Annotated in this window: 15 protein-coding genes; 12 read left to right on the top strand and 3 right to left on the bottom strand. The window is 66.2% G+C overall.

Features of this window, described 5'->3' with window-relative positions:
* Nucleotides 1-5 precede the first annotated feature (5 nt).
* The 3 genes from tssK to tagH are packed head-to-tail and all read right to left on the bottom strand — an operon-like array spanning nt 6 to nt 3,277.
* On the bottom strand, nt 6-1,340 hold the full coding sequence (tssK, locus tag ACY8GK_RS05455; RefSeq protein WP_196174711.1) for a type VI secretion system baseplate subunit TssK: 1,335 nt from the start codon (nt 1,338-1,340) through the stop codon (nt 6-8).
* Between the two features lie 15 nt (nt 1,341-1,355).
* Nucleotides 1,356-1,853 carry a type VI secretion system lipoprotein TssJ gene (tssJ, locus tag ACY8GK_RS05450; RefSeq protein WP_462402530.1) on the bottom strand — a complete coding sequence of 166 codons (498 nt, stop codon included), beginning with the start codon at nt 1,851-1,853 and terminating at the stop codon, nt 1,356-1,358.
* 50 nt (nt 1,854-1,903) lie between these two features.
* Nucleotides 1,904-3,277, bottom strand: coding sequence for a type VI secretion system-associated FHA domain protein TagH (gene tagH, locus ACY8GK_RS05445; protein ID WP_462402529.1), 1,374 nt, complete (start codon nt 3,275-3,277; stop codon nt 1,904-1,906).
* 392 nt (nt 3,278-3,669) lie between these two features.
* Here tagH and tssA point away from each other — a divergent pair, with 392 nt between their 5' ends.
* From tssA to ACY8GK_RS05385, 12 genes are all read left to right on the top strand, one after another.
* Nucleotides 3,670-4,707, top strand: a complete 1,038-nt coding sequence (tssA, locus tag ACY8GK_RS05440) for a type VI secretion system protein TssA (RefSeq protein ID WP_462402528.1) — start codon at nt 3,670-3,672, stop codon at nt 4,705-4,707.
* 73 nt (nt 4,708-4,780) lie between these two features.
* Nucleotides 4,781-5,296 carry a type VI secretion system contractile sheath small subunit gene (gene tssB, locus ACY8GK_RS05435; protein ID WP_462402527.1) on the top strand — a complete coding sequence of 172 codons (516 nt, stop codon included), beginning with the start codon at nt 4,781-4,783 and terminating at the stop codon, nt 5,294-5,296.
* Between the two features lie 11 nt (nt 5,297-5,307).
* On the top strand, nt 5,308-6,801 hold the full coding sequence (gene tssC, locus ACY8GK_RS05430) for a type VI secretion system contractile sheath large subunit (RefSeq protein ID WP_196174716.1): 1,494 nt from the start codon (nt 5,308-5,310) through the stop codon (nt 6,799-6,801).
* A gap of 67 nt (nt 6,802-6,868) precedes the next feature.
* Complete coding sequence (locus ACY8GK_RS05425; protein WP_196174717.1) at nt 6,869-7,357, top strand: Hcp family type VI secretion system effector; 489 nt, start codon at nt 6,869-6,871, stop codon at nt 7,355-7,357.
* A 135-nt stretch (nt 7,358-7,492) separates the two neighbouring features.
* Nucleotides 7,493-8,008, top strand: coding sequence for a type VI secretion system baseplate subunit TssE (tssE, locus tag ACY8GK_RS05420; protein ID WP_196174718.1), 516 nt, complete (start codon nt 7,493-7,495; stop codon nt 8,006-8,008).
* Entirely contained in the window at nt 8,005-9,867 is a 1,863-nt protein-coding gene (tssF, locus tag ACY8GK_RS05415; protein WP_196174719.1) for a type VI secretion system baseplate subunit TssF, read from the top strand. The genes tssE and tssF overlap by 4 nt, the downstream gene beginning before the upstream one ends.
* On the top strand, nt 9,831-10,874 hold the full coding sequence (gene tssG / locus ACY8GK_RS05410) for a type VI secretion system baseplate subunit TssG (protein ID WP_462402526.1): 1,044 nt from the start codon (nt 9,831-9,833) through the stop codon (nt 10,872-10,874). Before tssF ends, tssG begins: the two co-directional genes overlap by 37 nt.
* Nucleotides 10,867-13,539 (top strand): type VI secretion system ATPase TssH, encoded by a 2,673-nt coding sequence (gene tssH, locus ACY8GK_RS05405; protein ID WP_462402525.1) that lies wholly within the window; start codon nt 10,867-10,869, stop codon nt 13,537-13,539. Before tssG ends, tssH begins: the two co-directional genes overlap by 8 nt.
* A gap of 11 nt (nt 13,540-13,550) precedes the next feature.
* Entirely contained in the window at nt 13,551-15,488 is a 1,938-nt protein-coding gene (locus ACY8GK_RS05400) for a type VI secretion system Vgr family protein (protein ID WP_462402524.1), read from the top strand.
* A 14-nt stretch (nt 15,489-15,502) separates the two neighbouring features.
* Nucleotides 15,503-15,937: a DcrB-related protein gene (locus ACY8GK_RS05395; RefSeq protein ID WP_462402523.1), complete on the top strand. Its 435-nt coding sequence runs from the start codon at nt 15,503-15,505 to the stop codon at nt 15,935-15,937.
* A gap of 11 nt (nt 15,938-15,948) precedes the next feature.
* Nucleotides 15,949-20,322, top strand: coding sequence for an RHS repeat-associated core domain-containing protein (locus ACY8GK_RS05390; protein ID WP_462402522.1), 4,374 nt, complete (start codon nt 15,949-15,951; stop codon nt 20,320-20,322).
* Nucleotides 20,319-21,461 (top strand): ankyrin repeat domain-containing protein, encoded by a 1,143-nt coding sequence (locus ACY8GK_RS05385; protein ID WP_462402521.1) that lies wholly within the window; start codon nt 20,319-20,321, stop codon nt 21,459-21,461. Before ACY8GK_RS05390 ends, ACY8GK_RS05385 begins: the two co-directional genes overlap by 4 nt.
* Nucleotides 21,462-21,465 lie beyond the last annotated feature (4 nt).

The raw sequence follows: 21,465 nt of genomic DNA, 5'->3' as shown, positions 1-21,465 counted from the left end.
GCGACTTATCCTCGAATGGCCCAGAAGGCCAGGCTCAGGCCGGGGAACTCGCCGGCGACATAAAAGGCGAAGCCGCCGGACTGCCGCAACTGCTGCCAATGTTCGCTGCCACGGTCGAGCTCGAAGTAGGTGGCCCCGGCATGGAACGGGATCTGCCGGGGCGCCACTGGCAGCGGCAACAGGCCGATCCCCGGAAGTTGCAGGTTGACCAGGTCACGGATGTGCTCCACCGAGCCGATCTTGCTCTGCTGACCGAAACGGCTGCGCAGCGTCTCGCCTGGCACGTCCGCGCGCACCACCAGCACGAAGCTGGCGCTGTCGAGCAGGCTGCGGTCGGCGAGCATACCGACATGGATGCCATAGGCCTTTTCCACCAGAGGGATGGCCACTGCCTTGCTGTCGATCAGCATCGACAGCGCTTCACGCAGGTCGGCTATGACCGGCGCGAAGGTCGCCAACAGATCGTCGTGCTGATAGGCCGGGTAGTGTTGCGGACGGCGGCCATCGCGGGTGAACGTGGCGAATTCGCCGGCCAGTGCCACCAGCTCGCTGTACAGCCGCTCGGGATGCAGCGGGCTGAGCTGATTGAGATGCTCGATCAGTGGCTGGGCGCGATTGACCAGTTGCAACAGCATGAAATCGGCGATTTCCGAGGCGCCGCCGTTGGCCGATGCCACCACCCGGCCGGCCAGGGCCTCGCCACGCTGGTGCAGCAGGCCCAGCAGCTCGCCGCGAAACACCGACAGGGGTTGGCTGGCGGCCACGTCCAGCAAGGGCGGGATATAGCTGTCATCGAGCACCAGGGCGCGATCGGCGCGTTTTTCTCGCACGCGTGCCACGCCCAGCAGCGCATGGTCGCCCAGGCCGTCTTCCTCGCGCAGCAGGCGCAAGGCACGGCTGCCCAGGGCCAATGGCGCGCGGTTCTCGAACGGTGCGTTGTCGTCGCGCACCTCGCTGACTTGGCTGATGTAGCGGGCGCCCGGGTGTGCCTCGCCCTGCTCGGCGGTGTCACGCAGGCCGGCGCGCTTGAGCGGCAAGCCCAGGTAGATCACGCCGTCACGAAAATCATCAGGGATTTCCAGCGGCGCGGGCGCCAGGTCATCGCCTGGAATGTCGAAGGGCGTGCCATCGGGCAACAGGCCGCGAGCGCCAAGGATGGCCAGCTTGCCCTGGGTCAGCAGGCCCTGGTCGATCAGCAGTTCGGAAAAGCCCCAGGCCGCGACGCTCAGCGGGCGGCTACGAGCCTCGACCAGGTTTTCCAGGTAGCGGTCGTGTTGCTGGAAGTGCTGGGTCGTGATGAACATGCCTTCCGACCAGACCACGCGATTGTTCCAGGACATGAGAACTCCAATTGCCTAGCGAACAGGCTCAGGTTGTGAAGTGGCCTCGGCGCTGCGCACGGCGCGCGCATCGAGGCTGATCTGGTAGTCCAGTGGCGGCACCGCCAGAAGGCTGCGCCAGCGGGCCTGGTCGATCTCGCGATAGCCGACCACCAGGCCGATCTGGCGCGTGGCCGGGTTCAGCGGATGATCCACGCGCAACTGCTGGCCGGGCCGCAGCAGGACCTCGTCCTGGTCCAGCAGATCGTCGCCGAGCGTCGCCCGGGCCTGGTCGGCCAGGGCGAAATAGTCGGCGCGAGCGAAGCCGGCGCCGTGCTTCAGTTCGTAGACACGCACTCGGACCGGGGCCGGTTCGCCCGTGGCGCCTGGGTTCAGCCCGGCGTCGGCACTGAAATACAGGCTCACCTTCGGCGCCGGCTCGGCCAGCGAAGGCGCGGTCGCCTGCGGCGCATGCGTGCTGCAGGCACCGAGCAGCGCGATGGCCAGCGCTGCGGTCAGTCTCGTTGCGTTCATTCTGCTCCTCATGACCTCACAGGTACTCTTCCAGGCCCATGGCTTACGCCTCATGGGCGCTTCAGCTGGCTGCCATAGGCCTCGTAGGCACGCGCGAACTCACGGCCGAACAGGGCCTGGAATTCATCCTCGGCTTCACGCGAGATCTGCCCGTACAGCTCGGTGAACTGCTGCCAGCAATGCGCCTGGCGCGAGCCACCGAACAGCTTCGCCAACCCGGCGGCGGGCGTCAGACGGGCTTCCAGGCGCGCCGGTTCGAAACGCGCCAGCAGGTGCTTGATCGCCGCCTCCACGCCCGCCATGACCGCCAGCTGGTGATTGCGCAGGTCGTCGAAGCTGTCACGTACCGCCTGGTCTGGCGCCATGAAAGCCTGGTTGCCCTCACGCAGCAGCAACAGCAACGCTTCGTCGGCGTTGGGTGCGAACTTCAGCGGATTGTTGCGGGTCGGGGCGATCGTGGTCTGTTGCATGCGAAACTCGCCCTTGACGCTGCTGCGGGCGCGCAGCACATCGATCAGCCCTTCCACCATCAGGCGATAACTGCGGCCGATGGCCTGCATCTGCGCCTCGGTGTCAGCGCTTTCGATACGCAGGTGTTCGATGCCGGCGCCACGCAGAAAGGCGCGAAGCAAGACGTCGTCCGCCTGGGGCGTGACTGCGGGTATGGCCGCCGGTGTGGCTGCGGGCGCTGCAGCGGCAGGCTGCGCTGGGGCCTCGACGTCGCACGCGGTAGCCTGCGGCGCAGGCGCAGGCGCAGGCGGTTGCGGTGCCGGTGCCGGTGCCGGTGCCGGTGCCGCAGGCGTCTCGTCGAGCAGGTTCCAGTCCTCAGGAATCAGCCCCGCTGCGGCGGCCGGCGCTGGAGCCAGCGGTGGCGGCGGACAGAAGTCATGCTGCTGGGCCGGTACATGGTCAGGCAGGCTGGCCGGCGGCACGCTCGCTGGAGCGAGAAAGTCGAACAGATCCGGCAGGGTGTCATGGCTGCGGACCGCCGCGGGGCTGGCCGGCGCGCTCGCCGGCAGTGGCTGCCGATCGGCCAGCTGATTGGCCATCAACGCTTCGAAACTGTGCGCCTCGGGCTGCTCGCCCGGCAGCATGCTCGGCCCCGCTTCGATGCGTGCCTGGATCTCGTACTCGCCGATGCGGATGATTTCGCCATCGACCAACAGCTCGCTGCTGCCACGACGCATGCGCACGCCCGCCTGGAGGAGTTCGACGCCGTTGGTGCTGTTGTCGGTCAGGTAGTAATGACCATCCTTGAACTGGATGAGGCAATGCCTGGAGGAAACCAGGCGCTGCGGATCGGGAATGACCCAGTCATTGTCCGCAGCCCGCCCGACCGTGATGGCACCGCTCCCCAGCACCATCTCCGGGCACTGCCCAGGCGTGATCTTGTGGTAACTGGTAATGGTCAGGCGAAGTGCCATCATGCCTCCATGCATTATGTCAAAGTTGTCCGGGCAGTCGCGAAAGGCCCGCACGCGCCTTATTATGACTTCAAAAGCCATTGAAAAATAAAGGAAAATATCAACGCGCCGGCGTTCCGCACAAACCTGTTCGGCTCACCGGTTCGATACATTGGAAGTACCGGCTCGATGGACATGGCAGGGTTGCCGGTGTTTCACCACTGATACGCGCGGCGCGTAGCTTACCTTGACATCATTTTGGAAATAAACCATAAATGCGCAGCTTTTGAGTGTCATAGTGATATTACTATGATATCAACTTTCAATTCTTCGCCAAGTTCAATGGCCCGTTCGGGCCAGCAACTTCGGAAGGACCCGCCCAGACAATGGGCCGATATGGAGATCGATTTCCGGTGAATTCGCCGTTGCTGCTCGCCCCTATTTCGATGGACTTTCCGTGTGGCGAAGACCTCGAATACGATGCTGACTTCCTGCAGCTCGAGCGTGACGCCCAGGGCCGCCCGGAGCGGGTCATGGGCGATGCCGTGCAACCGGCCGAACCACCTGCCTGGCGCGACATCGAGCAAGCCTGCCAGGGCCTGCTGCAGCGCAGCAAGGACTTGCGCATCACTCATTTTCTGATCCAGGCCGAACTGGCCTTGCATGGCGTCGAAGGCCTGGCCGACGGCCTGGAGCTGGTGCACGATCTTCTGGCCGAATACTGGCTGCACTTGCATCCGCAAATCGACGCGGCGGACGACAACGACCCCACGGTACGCATCAACGCCTTGGCGGGCCTGGCCTGCGACACCAACATCGGCTTGCTGCGCGAAGCCGTGCTGGTGCGCTCCCGCGCCTTCGGCGTGATTACCCTGCGCGCCGCCTTGCATGCCGCCGGCATCCAGCAATCTGCCAGCGAGCAACTGTCCAGCGAGGAACTGGCCGCCGCGCTGCGTGACGTCGACGCCCAACAGCTGGAGCACTGTCGTCTGGCCCTGCAGCGGGCACGCGAAACCTGCGAGGCCATCGAGCGACGGGTCAACGAACAGGTCGGCTCGGCCAGCGGGGTCGACCTGTCGGCCCTGCGCCAGCCGCTGCGCCAGGCGCTGCAGGTCCTGGTCGACTTCGGCCCGGCGGGTGCTCAGCCCCGCGCGATCGACGAGCCCCTGACGGGCACCGCTATCGACAGCGCCGAACCCGGTGCTGCCCAGGCTGCGCCCGTGCAGCGGCCAGCCGCTCGCCCGGGCGAGATAAACAGCCGCGAGGACGTGCTGCAAAGCCTCGACCGGCTGCTTCAGTACTATGCACGCCACGAACCTTCCAGCCCGTTGCCGGTACTGCTGCGGCGGGCCCGCAACCTGGTCGATGCCGACTTCGCGACCATCGTCCGCGACCTGATCCCCGATGGCCTTTCGCAATTCGAGAACCTGCGCGGCCCGGAAGGCGACTGAACGCCGCCAGGTCGCATGAACACCGACTCCCGCACAGACACAGCCGCCGCAACCGGCACCCAGGAGGAAAACAGTGGCGAAAGACAGCTCCCAGAAATTCATCGCGCGCAATCGTGCGCCGCGCGTGCAGATCGAATACGACGTCGAACTGTATGGCGCCGAGAAGAAGGTCCAGCTGCCCTTTGTCATGGGCGTGCTCGCGGACCTCGCTGGCAAGCCCGCCGAGCCGCTGCCGGCCGTGGCCGAGCGCAAGTTCCTCGAGATCGACGTGGACAACTTCGACTCGCGCCTCAAGGCCATGAAACCTCGCGTGGCATTCACCGTGCCCAACGCGCTGACCGGTGAAGGCAACCTGAGCCTGGACATGACCTTCGAGAGCATGGACGACTTCAGCCCGGCTGCGGTGGCGCGCAAGATCGATGCCTTGAACCAGCTGCTCGAGGCCCGGACCCAGCTGGCCAACCTGCTGACCTACATGGACGGCAAGACCGGTGCCGAGGACATCATCCTCAAGGCCATCAAGGACCCTGCCCTGCTGCAGGCCCTGGCCAGCGCACCCAAGCCCGCCGCCGACGAGCCGAACGCCTGAGGAGACCGACCATGACCGATTCATTGCGCGACACCCAGGCCCAATCGCCGGCGGTGCACGAACCGAGCGAGTTCGCCGCCCTGCTGATGCAGGAATTCAAGCCCAAGACCGAGCGTGCCCGCGAAGCGGTCGAAAGCGCCGTGCGCACCCTCGCCGAACAGGCCTTGGCACAGACCAGCCTGGTGTCCGATGACGCCATCGGCTCGATCGAGCAGATCATCGCCGCGATCGATGCCAAGCTCACCGCCCAGGTCAACCAGGTGATCCACCACCCGGACTTCCAGCAGCTGGAAAGCGCCTGGCGCGGCCTGCACTACCTGGTCAACAACACCGAAAGCGACGAGCAGCTGAAGATCCGCGTGCTCAACGTTTCCAAGAACGACCTGCACAAGACCCTGAAGAAGTTCAAGGGCACCGCCTGGGATCAGAGCCCGGTGTTCAAGAAGCTCTACGAGGAGGAATATGGGCAGTTCGGCGGCGAGCCCTACGGCTGCCTGGTCGGCGACTACTATTTCGACCAGTCGCCGCCGGACGTGGAACTGCTGGGCGAGCTGTCGAAGATCTGCGCGGCCATGCATGCGCCGTTCATCGCCGCTGCCTCGCCGACGGTCATGGGCATGGGTTCCTGGCAGGAGCTGTCCAACCCGCGTGACCTGAGCAAGATCTTCACCACCCCGGAATACGCCGGCTGGCGCTCGCTGCGCGAATCGGAAGACTCGCGCTACATCGGCCTGACCATGCCGCGCTTCCTGGCGCGCCTGCCCTACGGCGCCAAGACCGACCCGGTGGAAGCCTTTGCCTTCGAAGAAGACACCGACGGCGCCGACAGCAGCAAGTACACCTGGGCCAACGCCGCCTACGCCATGGCGGTGAACATCAACCGCTCGTTCAAGTACTACGGCTGGTGTTCGCGCATCCGCGGCGTCGAATCCGGTGGCCAGGTGCAGGGCCTGCCCGCGCACACCTTCCCGACCGACGACGGCGGCGTGGACATGAAATGCCCGACGGAAATCGCGATTTCCGATCGCCGCGAGGCTGAGCTGGCCAAGAACGGCTTCATGCCGCTGCTGCACAAGAAGAACACCGACTTCGCTGCCTTCATCGGCGCCCAGTCGCTGCAGAAGCCGGCCGAATACGACGACCCGGACGCCACCGCCAACGCCAACCTGGCGGCGCGCCTGCCATACCTGTTCGCCACCTGTCGCTTTGCCCACTACCTCAAGTGCATCGTTCGCGACAAGATCGGCTCGTTCAAGGAAAAGGACGAGATGCAGCGCTGGTTGCAGGACTGGATCCTCAACTATGTCGACGGCGACCCGGCCCACTCCACCGAGACCACCAAGGCCCAGCACCCGCTGGCCGCCGCTGAAGTGGTGGTCGAGGACGTCGAAGGCAACCCTGGCTACTACAACTCGCGCTTCTACCTGCGCCCGCACTATCAGCTCGAAGGGCTGACCGTTTCGCTGCGCCTGGTAGCGAAGCTGCCTTCGGCCAAGGGCGCCTGATCATCGCGGGGCCCGGCCCCGCGATTCCCATCCCAATCGCTAACCGCCGCACCATCGCGAGGACATCATGGCTGTAGACATTTTCATCAAGATTGGCGACATCAAGGGCGAGTCGCACGACAAGACCCACAAGGACGAGATCGACGTGCTGAACTGGAGCTGGGGCATGTCCCAGTCTGGCAACATGCACACCGGCAGCGGCGGCGGCTCCGGCAAGGTCAACATCCAGGACCTGTCGATCACCAAGTACATCGATAAGTCCAGCCCCAACCTGATGGCCCACTGCTCGAGCGGCAAGCACATCGACAAGGTCAAGCTGACCGTGCGCAAGGCCGGTGGCGAAAGCCAGGTCGAGTACCTGATCATCAACCTCGAGGAAGTGATCATCAGCTCCCTGAGCACTGGCGGCTCGGGCAGCGACGACCGCCTCACCGAGAACGTCACCCTCAACTTCGCCAAGGTCACGGTCGACTATCAGCCGCAGAAGGCCGACGGCAGCAAGGAAGGTGGCCCGATCAAGTACGGCTGGAACATCCGCTCCAACGTCAAGATCTGATCCACCGCGCCCAGGCCATGACGCCGCTCCCGCATCCGTCCATGCAGGAGCGGTTGCCACCGCGGCGCCGGACCGGCCGCGATGGACCGCACAGCGGCCCCAAGACCAACCACCACCCCAAAGGACCTACCCCGCATGGTAGCCGACATCGCCAACCGCGACCGCCTGCAACCGTCGCTGCTGGACCGTCTGATCGATGACGAGCCTGGCAACCTGCGAGAGTCTGCGGACAAGCGCGTGCTGTCATTGCAGCAGCTCAAGGCCTCGGTCCTGCGCGACCTGACCTGGCTGCTCAACACCACCTCGCTGCTCGATGCCGAGGCGACGGCGCGGATGCCGGCCGGCACTTCGGTGCTCAACTACGGCCTGCCGGCACTGGCCGGCAACAGCGCCTCGAACATCGATCCGACGGCCCTGGCACGGATCATCCACCAGGCCATCGTCACCTATGAACCCCGCATTCTCGCCCATACCTTGCGGGTCAGGGCCCAGGCCGCGCCTGGCGAGATGAACGCCAATGCGCTGAGCTTCGAGATCGAAGGCGACCTCTGGGCCCAGCCAGCCGCGCTGCCCCTGCTGCTGCAGACCGACCTGGACCTGGAGTCGGGACATGTACGCGTGACCCCGGCCGAGCGCCGGAGACGCCCATGAACCCACGCCTGCTCGAGCTGTACAACCAGGAACTGCGGCACATCCGTGAAAGCGCCGCGGAATTCGCCCAGCAGTTCCCGAAGATCGCCGGGCGCCTGAGCTTGTCCGGCATCGAATGCGCCGACCCGTACGTGGAGCGTCTGCTCGAGGGCTTCGCCTATCTCACCGCACGGGTACAGCTCAAGCTCGACGCGCAATACCCGACCTTCACCCACAACCTGCTGGAAATCGCCTACCCCCACTACCTGGCGCCCACCCCGTCGATGACCGTGGTGCAATTGCAGGCCGATCCGGACGAGGGTTCGCTCAGCGGCGGCTTCCGCCTGCCGCGCAACAGCGTGCTGCGGGCCAACCTGGGCCGCGACTCGCAGACCCCGTGCGAATTCCGCAGCAGCCAGGAGGTCACCCTGTGGCCGCTGCAGGTGGCGCGCGCAGAGTACTTCGGCAACCCAGGCGCGGTGCTCGGTCGCCTGGCCGCCAGCGAGCCGCGAGCCCGGGCGGCCTTGCGGCTGAGCTTGCGCAGCGGTGCCGAGATGCCCTTCGACAGCCTGGCGCTGGAACACTTGCCGCTGTACCTCAACGGTACTGGCGAAACCCCCTTCCGCCTCTATGAACAGCTGCTGGGCAGTGCCTGCGCGGTGTTTGTCCGTCAGCCGGGCAGCGCCTGGGTAGAGCGCATCCCGGTCGAACAGGCCTTGCGCCCGCTCGGTTTCGATGACCGCGAAGCCGCGCTGCCAGTGGTGCCCCAGGCGTTCCAGGGCTACCGGCTGCTGCAGGAATACTTCGCCTTGCCACAGCGCTTCCTGTTCGTCGACTTCGCCGGGCTAGGTCCGGCCGTCCGGCGTTGCGATGGCTGTGAACTGGAAGTGATCGTGCTCTTCGAGCGTCATGACCCGAGCCTTGAAAGCAGCGTCGGGGCCGCTCAGTTCGTGCCTTTCTGCACTCCGGCGATCAACCTGTTCCCGCGCCGGGTCGACCGCATCCATCTGACCGACAAGGTCAACGAACATCACGTGATCGCCGACCGCACGCGACCTTGCGACTTCGAGATCCACTCGCTGCAGGAGGTCCGTGGACATGGGACTGGGGTCGAGCAGGCCTTCCTGCCGTTCTATGCCGTACGCGACCCTTCGCGCTATGGCCGTGACCAGGCCTACTACATCGTGCGGCGCGAGCCACGGGTACTGTCCAGCGAGCAGCGACGCAACGGTACCCGCTCGAGCTACATGGGGAGCGAAACCTTCGTCAGCCTGGTGGACGGCCAACAGGCACCCTACCGTCACGAGCTGCGCCAGCTGGGCATCAGTGCCCTGTGCAGCAACCGCGACTTGCCGTTGTTCATGACCGTGGGCGACGCACGCAGCGACTTCAGCCTGGCCGACAGTGCCCCGGTATCGGCCGTGCGCTGCCTGGCCGGCCCTAGCCGGCCGCGCCCCAGCCATGCCCATGACCAGCGGGCCTGGCGCCTGATCAGCCAATTGTCGTTGAACTACCTGTCGCTGACCGAACAGGGCCAGGGCGCCGCCGCCTTGCGCGAACTGCTGCGCCTGTATGGCGACAGCCACGACAGCGCTCTGCACTTGCAGATCGACGGCCTGCGCCAGGTGTCGAGCAGGCCCTGCACGCGGCGTCTGCCGATGCCGGGACCGATCGTCTTCGGTCGCGGCCTGGAAATCACCCTGGAGTTCGACGAGAACGCTTTTCGCGGCACCGGGGTGTTTCTGCTCGGCGCGGTGTTCGAACGTTTCCTGACCCGTTACGTGTCCATCAACAGCTTCACCGAAACCGTGCTGCGCACCACCGAGCGCGGCGAGATCATGCGATGGAAAGCCAAGCCCGGACGCCGACCGACCCTGTGAACACACTCGAGGCCATGCAGGCCGAGCCTTGGGCGTACGACTTCTTCCAGGCGCTGCGTCGCCTGGAGGCCGAACACCCGCACCTGCCACGCTTCGGCCATGCCTTGCGCCTGGCCGACGAGCCGGTGCGCCTGGGCCAGCGCCTGGATTGTGGCTTCGCTCCGGCGGCCCTGGCCTCGGTGACGGCCAGTGACAGCGGCCCGGCGCGCCTGGAGCAGTTCTTCTTCGGCCTGGGCGGCCCCAACGGCCCGCTGCCGCTGCACCTGACCGAACACCTGCGTGAACGTCAGCGCAACAACGCCGACCATGCCGGCAAGCGTTTTCTCGACATTTTCCATCATCGCCTGCTGAGCCTGTTCTACCGCGCCTGGGCCGAGGCCCGGCCAACCGCCAGCCACGACCGCCCCGGCGATGACTACTGGGCGGCACGCCTGGCCGCGCTCAGCGGCCGTGGCCAGCCCGAGCTGCAGGGCCAGGGGCCACTGGCGGACACGGCGAAACTGCACTTTTCCGGCCACCTGGCCGCTCAGACCCGCTATCCGGACGGGCTATGCAGCATCCTCGCGGATTATTTCGGCGTGCCCGTGGCCCTGGAGGAGTATGTCGGCCAATGGCTCGAGCTGCCTGAGCGCAGCCAGCTCGGCGTACGCGCCAACCGCCTGGGTGTCGACCTGTGCCTGGGCCGGCATGTGTGGGATCGCCAGCACAAGTTCCGCCTGTGCCTGGGCCCACTCAGCCTCGACCAGTATCACGCCCTGTTGCCCGGCAACGCGGCGTTCGCCGAGCTGGCCGCCTGGGTCGCCGAATGCCAGGGCCACGAACTGGACTGGGAGCTCAACCTGATCCTGGCCAATGACCAGGTTCCGGCCCTGCGGCTCGATGCCGGTCGGCGCCTGGGTTTCGATACCTGGCTCGGCCGTCCTGCGCACGATGCCAAGGATCTCAAGCTCGCCCGCTACTACGCCGAGCCGTCCGCCTCTACCCCAAGGAACCCTGAACATGAGTGAAATCAGCCGCGCCGCGCTGTTCGGCAAACTCAACAGCCTGGCCTACAAGGCCATCGAAGCCGCCACCGTGTTCTGCAAGCTGCGCGGCAATCCCTATGTCGAGCTGGCGCACTGGCTGCACCAGCTGCTGCAATTGCCTGACAGCGACCTGCACCGTGTGGTGCGCCAGTTCGAAATCGAGCCGGCGCGCCTGGCGCGCGACCTGACCGATGCGTTGGATCGACTGCCACGCGGCTCGTCCTCCATCACCGACCTGTCTTCGCAGGTCGAGGACGCCGTGGAGCGCGGCTGGGTCTACGGTAGCCTGATGTTCGGCCAGCACCAGGTCCGTACGGGCTTCCTGCTGATCGGCATGCTCAAGACGCCAAGCCTGCGCAACGCCTTGCTGGGGCTTTCCGGCGAATTCGCCAAGCTCAAGGTCGATGCCTTGAGCGAGCAGTTCGAGCGCTACGTGGGCGACTCGCCGGAAAACGGCTTGCTCGCCAGCGATGGTTTCGCCGCGGCCGAGCCTGGCCAAGCCAGTGGCGCGGTGGCGCCCGCGGCGCTGGGCAAGCAGGAGGCGCTCAAGCGGTTCACCGTGGACCTGACCGAACAGGCACGCAGCGGCCAGCTCGACCCCATCGTCGGTCGCGACGAGGAAATCCGCCAGCTGGTAGACATCCTCATGCGACGCCGGCAGAACAACCCGATCCTCACCGGCGAAGCCGGGGTCGGCAAGACCGCCGTGGTCGAAGGCTTCGCCTTGCGCATCGTCGCCGGCGACGTGCCGCCGGCGCTCAGGGATGTCGAGCTGCGCAGCCTGGATGTCGGCCTGCTGCAGGCCGGGGCCAGCATGAAAGGCGAGTTCGAGCAACGCCTGCGCCAGGTCATCGAAGATGTCCAGGCCTCGTCCAGGCCGATCATTCTGTTCATCGACGAGGCCCATACCCTGGTCGGCGCCGGTGGCGCGGCCGGCACCGGCGATGCCGCCAATCTGCTCAAGCCAGCCCTGGCGCGTGGCAGCCTGCGTACCGTGGCGGCGACCACCTGGGCCGAGTACAAAAAGCACATCGAGAAGGATCCGGCGCTGACCCGACGCTTCCAGGTGGTGCAGGTCGCCGAGCCGGACGAGACCAAGGCCCTGCTGATGATGCGCGGGGTCGCCTCGACCATGGAGCAGCACCACCAGGTGCAGATCCTCGACGAAGCGCTCGAAGCGGCGGTACGGCTGTCGCACCGCTACATTCCGGCACGCCAGCTGCCAGACAAGTCGGTGAGCCTGCTCGACACCGCCTGCGCCCGCGTGGCCATCAGCCTGCACGCGGTGCCAGCCGAAGTGGACGACAGTCGTCGGCGTATCGAGGCGCTGGAGGTCGAGTTGCAGATCATCGCGCGCGAGACCGCCATCGGCGTGGCTACCGAGCAGCGCCAGGCTCGCGCCGAAGCGCTGCTGGCCGAGGAGCGCGCACGCCTGGCCAGCCTGGAGACTCGCTGGGCAGAGGAAAAGGCTCTGGTCGACCAACTGCTGGCGACTCGGGCGCAGTTGCGCGAGCAGCTCGGCGCGGTCGATCGACCGGCCGGCGAGGACGCCCACCCACCACGGGCCAAGCTCATCGAGTTGCAACGGCGCCTGGCCAGCTTGCAAGGCGAAGATCCCTTGATCCTGCCGACGGTGGACTATCAGGCGGTGGCGTCGGTGGTCGCCGACTGGACCGGCATCCCGGTGGGCCGCATGGCGCGCAACGAGATCGAGACGGTGCTGAGCCTCGACACTCACCTGGCCAAGCGCATCATCGGCCAGGATCATGCCCTGCGCATGATCGCCAAGCGCATCCAGACCTCCCGAGCCGGCCTGGACAATCCGAACAAGCCGATCGGCGTGTTCATGCTCGCCGGCACTTCCGGCGTAGGCAAGACCGAAACCGCGCTGGCACTGGCCGAGGTCCTCTATGGGGGCGAACAGAACCTGATCACCATCAACATGAGCGAGTTCCAGGAGGCCCACACGGTCTCTACCCTCAAGGGTGCGCCGCCTGGCTACGTGGGTTATGGCGAGGGCGGTGTGCTGACCGAGGCAGTGCGCCGGCGACCCTACAGCGTGGTGCTGCTGGACGAGGTGGAGAAAGCCCACCCGGACGTGCATGAACTGTTCTTCCAGGTGTTCGACAAAGGCGTCATGGAGGATGGCGAAGGCCGACAGATCGATTTTCGCAATACCCTGATCCTGCTCACCACCAATGCCGGCACCGCGCTGATCGCCGATATCTGCAAGGATCCGCAGGGCCTGCCCGAGCCCGAGTCGGTCGCCAGCGCGCTGCGCAAGCCGCTGCTGGAGATCTTCCCACCGGCGCTGCTCGGGCGTCTGGTGACCATCCCCTACTACCCGCTCAGCGACGCGATGCTCAAGGCCATCACTCGTTTGCAGCTCGAGCGCATTCGCGCGCGTGTCGAGAGCACCCACAAGGTGGGCCTGGCTTATGACGAGGCGGTCGTCGAGCTGATCGTCTCGCGCTGCACCGAGACCGAGAGCGGCGGACGCATGATCGATGCCATCCTCACCAATGGCCTGCTGCCGGACATGAGTCGCGAGTTCCTCACGCGCCTGCTCGAAGGCAAGCCGCTGGCGAGCGTGCGCATCAGCCGCCGTGACAACGACCTGCACTATGACTTCGGCACGCCCGACTGACGAGGCCTGACATGCTGTTCAAGCAATCCACGCGCCTGGCGCGGATCGACAGCCCGCTCGGAGCGGACGTGCTGATCCTGGCCGAGCTGGGCGGCAGCGACGAACTGGGCCGGCTGTTCGACTATCAGCTGCAGCTGACCAGCGCCGATCCGGCCATCGATCTCAACCAGCTGCTCGGCAAGCCGCTGAGCGTGGCGCTGCAGCTGGGGATGGGCACCTGGCGCTACTTCCACGGCATCGTCGCGCGTTGCAGCCAGTCGGTCGACCAGGGCCAGTTCGCCAGCTACCAGGTGACCTTGCGTCCCTGGCTGTGGCTGCTGACCCGGACCAGCGACTGCCGGATCTTCCAGCACCTGAGCGCGCCGCAGATCATCAAGCAGGTCTTTCGCGACTTGGGCTTCACCGATTTCGAGGATGCCCTAGGCCGCAGCTACCGCGAACGCGAGTACTGCGTGCAATACCGCGAGACCAGCTTCGATTTCGTCAGTCGCCTGATGGAAGAAGAAGGCATCTACTATTTCTTCCGCCATGAACAGGAGCGTCACATGCTGGTGCTGGCCGACGCCTATGCCGCGCATCACAAGGCGCCCGGCTACGAAGTCGTGCCCTACTACCCGCCGGACGGCCAGCACCGCGAACGTGACCATATCAACGACTGGTACCTGTCCCAGGAAGTGCAGCCCGGTGCGCTGGAGCTCAACGACTACGACTTCCAGCGTCCCAGCGCGCGGATCGACGTGCGTTCGGTCATGCCACGTGCGCACCAGGCGGGCGACTACCCGCTGTTCGACTACCCAGGCGCCTACGAGCAGGCCGAGGATGGCGAGCACTACGCGCGTACCCGTCTGGAAGCGTTGCAGAGCCTGCACGAGCGCGTCGAGTTGCGTGGCAATGCGCGCGGCCTGGGCAGCGGCCACCTGTTCAGCCTGAGCGGATTCACCCGGGCGGACCAGAACCGTGAATACCTGGTCGTCGCGGCGCGCTACTACGTGCGCCAGGAACGCCTGGAAAGCGGTGCTGGCAGCGGCGCGCCCCAGTTCGAAAGCAACCTCAGCTGCATCGACGCACAACAGAGCTACCGCCCGGTCGCCAGCACCTTGCGACCCATCGTCAAGGGACCGCAGACCGCGGTAGTGGTCGGTCCCGCCGGCGAGGAAATCTGGACCGACCAGTATGGCCGGGTCAAGGTGCATTTCCACTGGGACCGGCATGACCAGTCCAACGAGAACAGCTCGTGCTGGATCCGTGTGTCCCAGGCCTGGGCCGGCAAGAACTGGGGCACGATGCAGATCCCGCGCATCGGCCAGGAAGTGATCGTCAGTTTCCTCGAAGGCGATCCGGACCGGCCGATCATCACCGGGCGCGTCTACAACGCCGAACAGAGCGTGCCCTACGAGTTGCCGGGCAACGCTACGCAAAGCGGCATGAAAAGTCGCTCGAGCAAAGGCGGCAGCCCTGCCAACTTCAACGAAATCCGCATGGAAGACAAGAAAGGCGCCGAGCAGCTGTACCTGCATGCCGAGCGTGACATGGACACCGTCGTGGAACGGAACCAGAGCCTGGCCGTCGGCGCCAACCGTACCCAGACCGTCGGCCTGCTGGAAACCGTGATCATCGGCCAGGACCGCGTGCGCGCGGTGCGCCGCGACGATGTGCTGCTGGTCGGCGCGAGCAAGACCGACAGCGTCAGCACCAGCTACCTGATCGAGGCCGGGGAAAGCCTGCGCCTGGTCTGCGGCAAGAGCGTGATCGAGCTCAATGCCAGCGGCCAGATCAACCTCAGCTGTGTGCAGTTCAGCTTCCACGCCAGCGCCGATGGCCAGATCAATACCGACGGCACGCTCGACCTGAACGTGGGCGATGGCGCGCAGACCGGGCCCAACGCCCAGGGCGTGAAGGCGACCATCGACGGATCGGTCAAGGCGATCTTCTCCGAACCTGGCAAGTAACGAGTCATTCACCCATGAACTATCGCGTCAACGAATTTCGCTTCGCCCTGCCCGACCCCGAGCTGCAGGACACCAGCATCAATGTCCTGCGCTTCGCCGCGCTGGGCACCTCGCTGATCGTCAGCCGCAGCCTGCTGGCCGAAGGCGAGACCCTGCAGAGCAACTTCCACGGCCAGTTGCAACGTCTGCGCCAGCAGGTGCAGGACCTGCGCTTCCAGCCTGCCCAGACCATCGGCGTCGGCGCAGGCCAGGCCGTCGAGGCCATCGAACTGACCAGCCAGTTCAGCCGGGGCCAGGACAAGGTCTACCAGTACCAACTGGCCCTGGTGCTGCCGGGCAGCCGGCGAATGCTCGCGCTCAGCTACGTCAAGCCGCAGCCGTTGGGCAGCGCGGACGCTGCGCACTGGGCGACGATCAAGCAGTCGCTCGACTTCGACAACCTCGGCTGACAGGCAAGCGAATGTCCGATGCATTCTGGGCCGCCCGCGAAGGTGACGCGCTGCTGCACAGCTCGATGATGGCCGACATCGTCGGCGGCGTGCTGGAGGTCGCGGCCAACGTGGCCATCGGTGCCCTGGCCACCGCGGCGGTGGGCGCGGCCCTGGGCATCACCGTGGCCACCGGCGGGCTGGGCTGCTTCGTGCTCGGCGCGGTGGTCGGCCTGGCCGTGGGCGTGGCCATGGCCAAGACCGGCGCCGACACCGGGCTCAGTCGATTATGCGAGGGGCTTGGCAACGCGCTGTTTCCGCCTTCGGTGCAGGCGACCATTCTCAGCGGCTCGCGCAATACCCGGACCAACGGCAAGCCGGCGGCCCGCGCCGCCGGCGTCGTGCTGGGGCCTTCGGCGCCCGCGCCCGGTGGCAGCCAGGACGCACCGCCCGAGCAAGCCGAAGAGACTTTCCTGGACATGGCCAAGGGGTTCTTCTCCCAGCTCTGGCGGCCCACCGTCGCCAGCCCGGCGGCCAATACCCAGCCAGCCGATGACGACAAGGTGCTGTGCAGCAAGCATCCGGCCATGCCCCCGCAATACCTGGCCGAAGGTTCAGGCAAGGTGCTGATCAATGGCCATCCGGCCTCGCGCAGCGGCGACCGGAGCACCTGCGAGGCGGTGATCGTCGATGCCGGACTGGTATCGGACAACGTACGCATCGGTGGCGAGTCGGTCGTGGTGCGCGAGATTCGCAGCGGCAAGACGCCCGGCATCGGGCTTGCCATCACCGCGTTGATGCTGCTGCGTGGACGCGGCGGCAAGTTCTCCAGCAGGTTCGGTTGCATGCTGATCGGCGGCGTGACCAACCTGGTAAGCAGCCAGGTCAGCGCCGCCCTGACCGCGGCCATAGTCGGCTCGCCACACCCGGTCCATGCCGCGACCGGCGCCAAGGTCCTCAATGGGCCGCAAGACCTCGACTTCGAGGTTCCGGCGCTCATCCCATTGCGCTGGCAGCGCTACTACAACAGCCATGGCGAACGCGAAGACGGGCTGCTCGGTCAAGGCTGGAGCGTGGAGTACGAGGTCTACATCCAGATCCAGGCGCACCCTGACGGTGGCGAGCGCCTGCTGTTCGTCGACGAGCAGGCCCGCTGCATCGACATGGGCGACATCCCGCCAGGCGATGCCGTGTACAGCCCTGGCGAGGGCCTTGGTGTCAGGCGCGAACGCAATGGCGAGGTGCTGATCGAGGATCGCCAGGGCCGCTACCGGTTGTTCCAGCCCGCTCCGGGACGGCCCGGACGGCTGCGTCTGGCCCAGCTGGGCGATCGCAACGACAACCGCGTGTACCTCGATTACGACGACCTGGGGCGTCTGCGCGCACTGCGCGATACCTTCGACCTGGTGGAATTGCAACTGCACTACAGCGAGCTCTGGCCGGCCCGGGTCAGCCACATCGACCGACGCTTCGCCGATGGTGCCGTGCAGCGGCTGGTCAGCTACGACCACGACGGCAACGGTGACCTGGCCACGGTGCATGCCGACGACGGGCAGCCGACTCGGCATTTCGTCTACGATGGCGGTCGGCGCATGGTCGAGCATCGTTTGCCGTCGGGGCTTGGTTGCTACTACGAATGGGCCAGCTGCGCCGATGGCTGGCGCGTGGTTCGCTACTGGAGCGACGCGGGCGATGAATACCGCTTCGACTATGACCTGGCGCTTGGCCAGACGCGGGTGACCGACGGGCTGGGACGGGTCGGCACGCGCAGCTGGGACACCCGCTACCAGGTCACGCGCTTCACCGATGCGCTGGGCCTGACCTGGCATTTCGAGTGGAACGATGAACGCCAGTTGCTCGGTGCCATCGATCCGGCCGGCGGGCAATGGCGCTTCGACTATGACGAATCGGGCAACCTGACGCGCACGCTCGATCCACTGGGGCGCAGCGAGTCCACCCAGTGGCTGGAGCACTGGGCCTTGCCCAGGCAACGTACCGACCGGGCCGGCAACACCTGGCGCTTCCGCTATGATCGGCGTGGCAACTGCATCCGTCGTACCGACCCGCTGGGCCAGCACACCGAAGTCCGCTACGACGCGCACGGGCGCGCCAGCGAACTGATCGACGCCAAGGGCAACAGCCGGTGCCTGCACTGGAACGACCTCGGCCGTCTGACCGCCGTGGTCGACTGCTCCGGCTACCCGACCCGGCTCATCTACGACCGCAATGGCCACCTGAGCGAAACGATCGACGCGCTTGGCGAACGTGTGCGCTATCGTCGCGACCTGCATGGGCGACTGCTGGAACTGGTGCATGCCGATGGCAGGCGCGAGCAGTTCCACTACGACCTTGCCGGTCGCCTGGTCCGGCATACCGATCCGGCTGGCCATGCCCAGCACTACCAGCATGATGCGTACGGGCAGTTGCAGCGCCATGTCGACCCGCTCGGGCGGGTCGTCGAGCGCCGCCACGATGCCTACGGTCGACTGCTCGCGCTGGTCAACGAGAACGGCGAGGCCTACCGCTTCGAATGGGACGCGGTCGACCGGCTGATCGAGCGCCGCGATCTGGACGGCAGCGCGCGGCGCTATCGCTATGATGCGCTGGACGGGCTGGTCGAACTCGAACAGCTGCCAGCGCCGCATGGACAAGGGCTGGTCATGCTGCCCCAGGCGCCCCTGGCGCCGATCATCCACCGCTTCGAAAGGGATGCGGCTGGGCGCCTGGTGAGCAAGATCACCGAAGACGGCCACACGCACTACCGGTACGACGCGCTGGACCAGATGCTCGAGGCTTCGTTCATCGACCGGCACGGCAACGCCCAGGCGCTGAGCTTCGCCTATGATGCGCTGGGCAGGCTGGTCAGCGAACGGGACGGTGATGGCGACGCGCGACACCAGTACGACGAACTGGGCAACCGCACCCGTACCCAGCTGCCGGACGGTCGCTGGCTGAACCAGCTCTACTATGGCAGCGGCCACCTGCACCAGATCAATCTCGACGGCCTGGTGATCTGCGACTTCGAGCGCGATCGCCTGCACCGGGAGGTGTCGCGCACCCAGGGCAACCTGGAAACACGCAGCGAATACGACCGCGCCGGCCGGCTCCGGGCGCGCCTGAGCCGTACGCGCTCGAGCGTGGCGCACTTGCCGGCGGCATTGCAGCAGCGCTACGCCTACGACCTGCAGGACAGTCTGCAGGAGCGCTTGATCCAGCAACCTGGCGAGCAACTGCAGCAGTGGTTGCTGCACGATGCCACCCAACGCGTGCTGGCATGCCAGACGCCAGGCGGCCTGGAGGAAAGCTTCGCCTACGACCCGGCGGGGAACCTGCTCGACGGCATTGCCTCGGGTCGGGTACGGCACAATCGGCTGCTGTCCTATCAGGACAAGCGCTATCGCTACGATGCTTTTGGCCGCCTGGTCGAGAAGCGTAGTGCCCGTCACGGGGTACAGCGGCTGCGTTATGACGCCGAGCAGCGCCTGGTCGAGGTGCGCAGCCTGCGCGCCGGTCGCGAACGTGTGGTACGCATGCGCTACGATCCGCTCGGACGGCGGGTCGAGAAGACCGAGCACGATGCCGCCGGTCGCCTGCTCGGGCAGACGCGCTTCAGCTGGGACGGCTACCGCTTGCTGGGCGAGCGGCGTCATGGCCTGCAGAGCCTGTACCTGTATGCCGGGGACAGCTTCGAACCGCTGGCCAGGGTCGACGGCCGCGATGTCTACCAGCAGGTTCGCTACTATCATCCCGACCTGAGCGGACTGCCCGCCCGCCTGACCGATGCCCAAGGGACGGTGGTCTGGCAGGCACGCTACCAGGTGTGGGGCAACACCTTGACCGAAGTGCGCGAGGCGGGCCTGGTCGAGGAGCAGAACCTGCGCTTCCAGGGCCAATACCTGGACCGCGAGACCGGCCTGCACTACAACCTGTTCCGCTACTTCGACCCCGACATCGGTCGCTTCACCCAGCCCGACCCGATCGGCCTGGCTGGCGGCCTGAACCTTTATCGCTACGCGCCCAACCCGGCCACCTGGGTCGATCCCCACGGCTTGGCGGTGTGTCGGATGAGCAAGGCTGACCGCGACAACATGGGCGATGCACCCGCCGGCATGCTCAACCCGCACCGGCACCACGTGGTGCGCGAAGCAGCCCCGCGCAACTGGAAGCCGGAAAACCGAGCCTATATCCTCGATGCGCAGAAGATCATGAAAGACCTGAATATCGACATCAATACCGATCCGCGCAACTTCACCTGGGCGCAGAATGGCGGGCGCACTCACAGCGTCGCCGCGGCCAAGGAAGTCTTCACCCGGCTGAACGAGGTGAAGCACCTCGGCCTCAAGGAGGTCGAACGAGTGCTGGCGGAGCTACGCCTTGACTTCACAAAAGGAACAGTCGGTTCATGAACGACTCGCAAGCCTGTTATGCCGATCATCAAGCCTTGCTCGACCGTCTCTACGCAGCTGTCGAGGCCGGCGAGCTGGAACACGTGCGGGCGTTCGCCACGGCACACCCGCACCTGCTGCAACTGACCCGCTTCGGCAATCCCGACGCCGAAAACTTGCTGCACATCGCGGCGCGTCACGGTCAGCAACCCATGTGCGCCCTGCTCATCGACTGCGGCCTGGCAGTCGACCAGCCTGCCCGTCGGCATGGTCGCGCCACCGCGCTGGAACTGGCCGCCAGTGGCGGTCATGTCGGCACCTGCCAGTACCTGCTCGAGGCCGGCGCCAGTGTCGAGGGCCAGCCTGACAGCATCTGCGGGCCATTGCTGGCTGCCACCATCGCTGGCCAGCGCGAAGTGGTCGAACTGCTGCTGCGCCACGGCGCCGACGTCAACCGCCTGCACCGGACCCGCAACACCGGCCCGCTGGATGCCGCCGTGGCCTGGAAGCACGACCAGATCGCCGAGCTGCTCAGCGCGGCCGGCGCCCGGCACATCGATGACATTGGCGATGACCAGATACCCGAGGCGGGCAATGCCATTCTCAATTTCGTCCAGCAGACGGTCGGACGGGTCTTGCCGCTGGCCTTCAGCCCGGTCAGCGAAGAGCGTCGCGCAAGCCTGCATGTCAGCCTGGTGGCCAGCAAGAACGACTTCAAGCTGCTGTTCACCTTGGGGCAGTTCCAGGTGCGGCCGATGACCGAGCTGTTCATCTGCCTGCCTGGCGACTGGGCGCTGCCGCGCCTGGAGCATGAAGCCGCCGATGCCTGGCGCTTTCCGGCGCGCTTGCTGTCGCGCCTGACCCGGCGTGCCTTCGACCGAGGTCCGTTGATCGAGGGCAGCCTGATCCTGCGCGACGACACCGACTATGCCGACCTGGCCTGGCCCATTGGTGTCGATGCTTTGCTCGCGGTGGACAAACCCTGGCAGGCAGACAGCCAGGGGCAGGACATTCCCGAGGACGAGAAGGTGCTGCTGCTGACCCTGGCGCCGGTGAAGTTCGCACGCGCCGGTGTGCCACGGGGCCCGGCCCTGGCTGGACTGGTCGAGCGCAAGCGCAAGGCCAGCTGGAAGGCCCTGGCCCTGCCGATGCCTGCCTGAACAT

This window comes from Pseudomonas sp. Marseille-QA0332 (assembly GCF_054950175.1).
The sequence above is the reverse complement of the archived record's forward strand: the minus strand, read 5'-3'. Positions and strand labels throughout refer to the sequence as shown.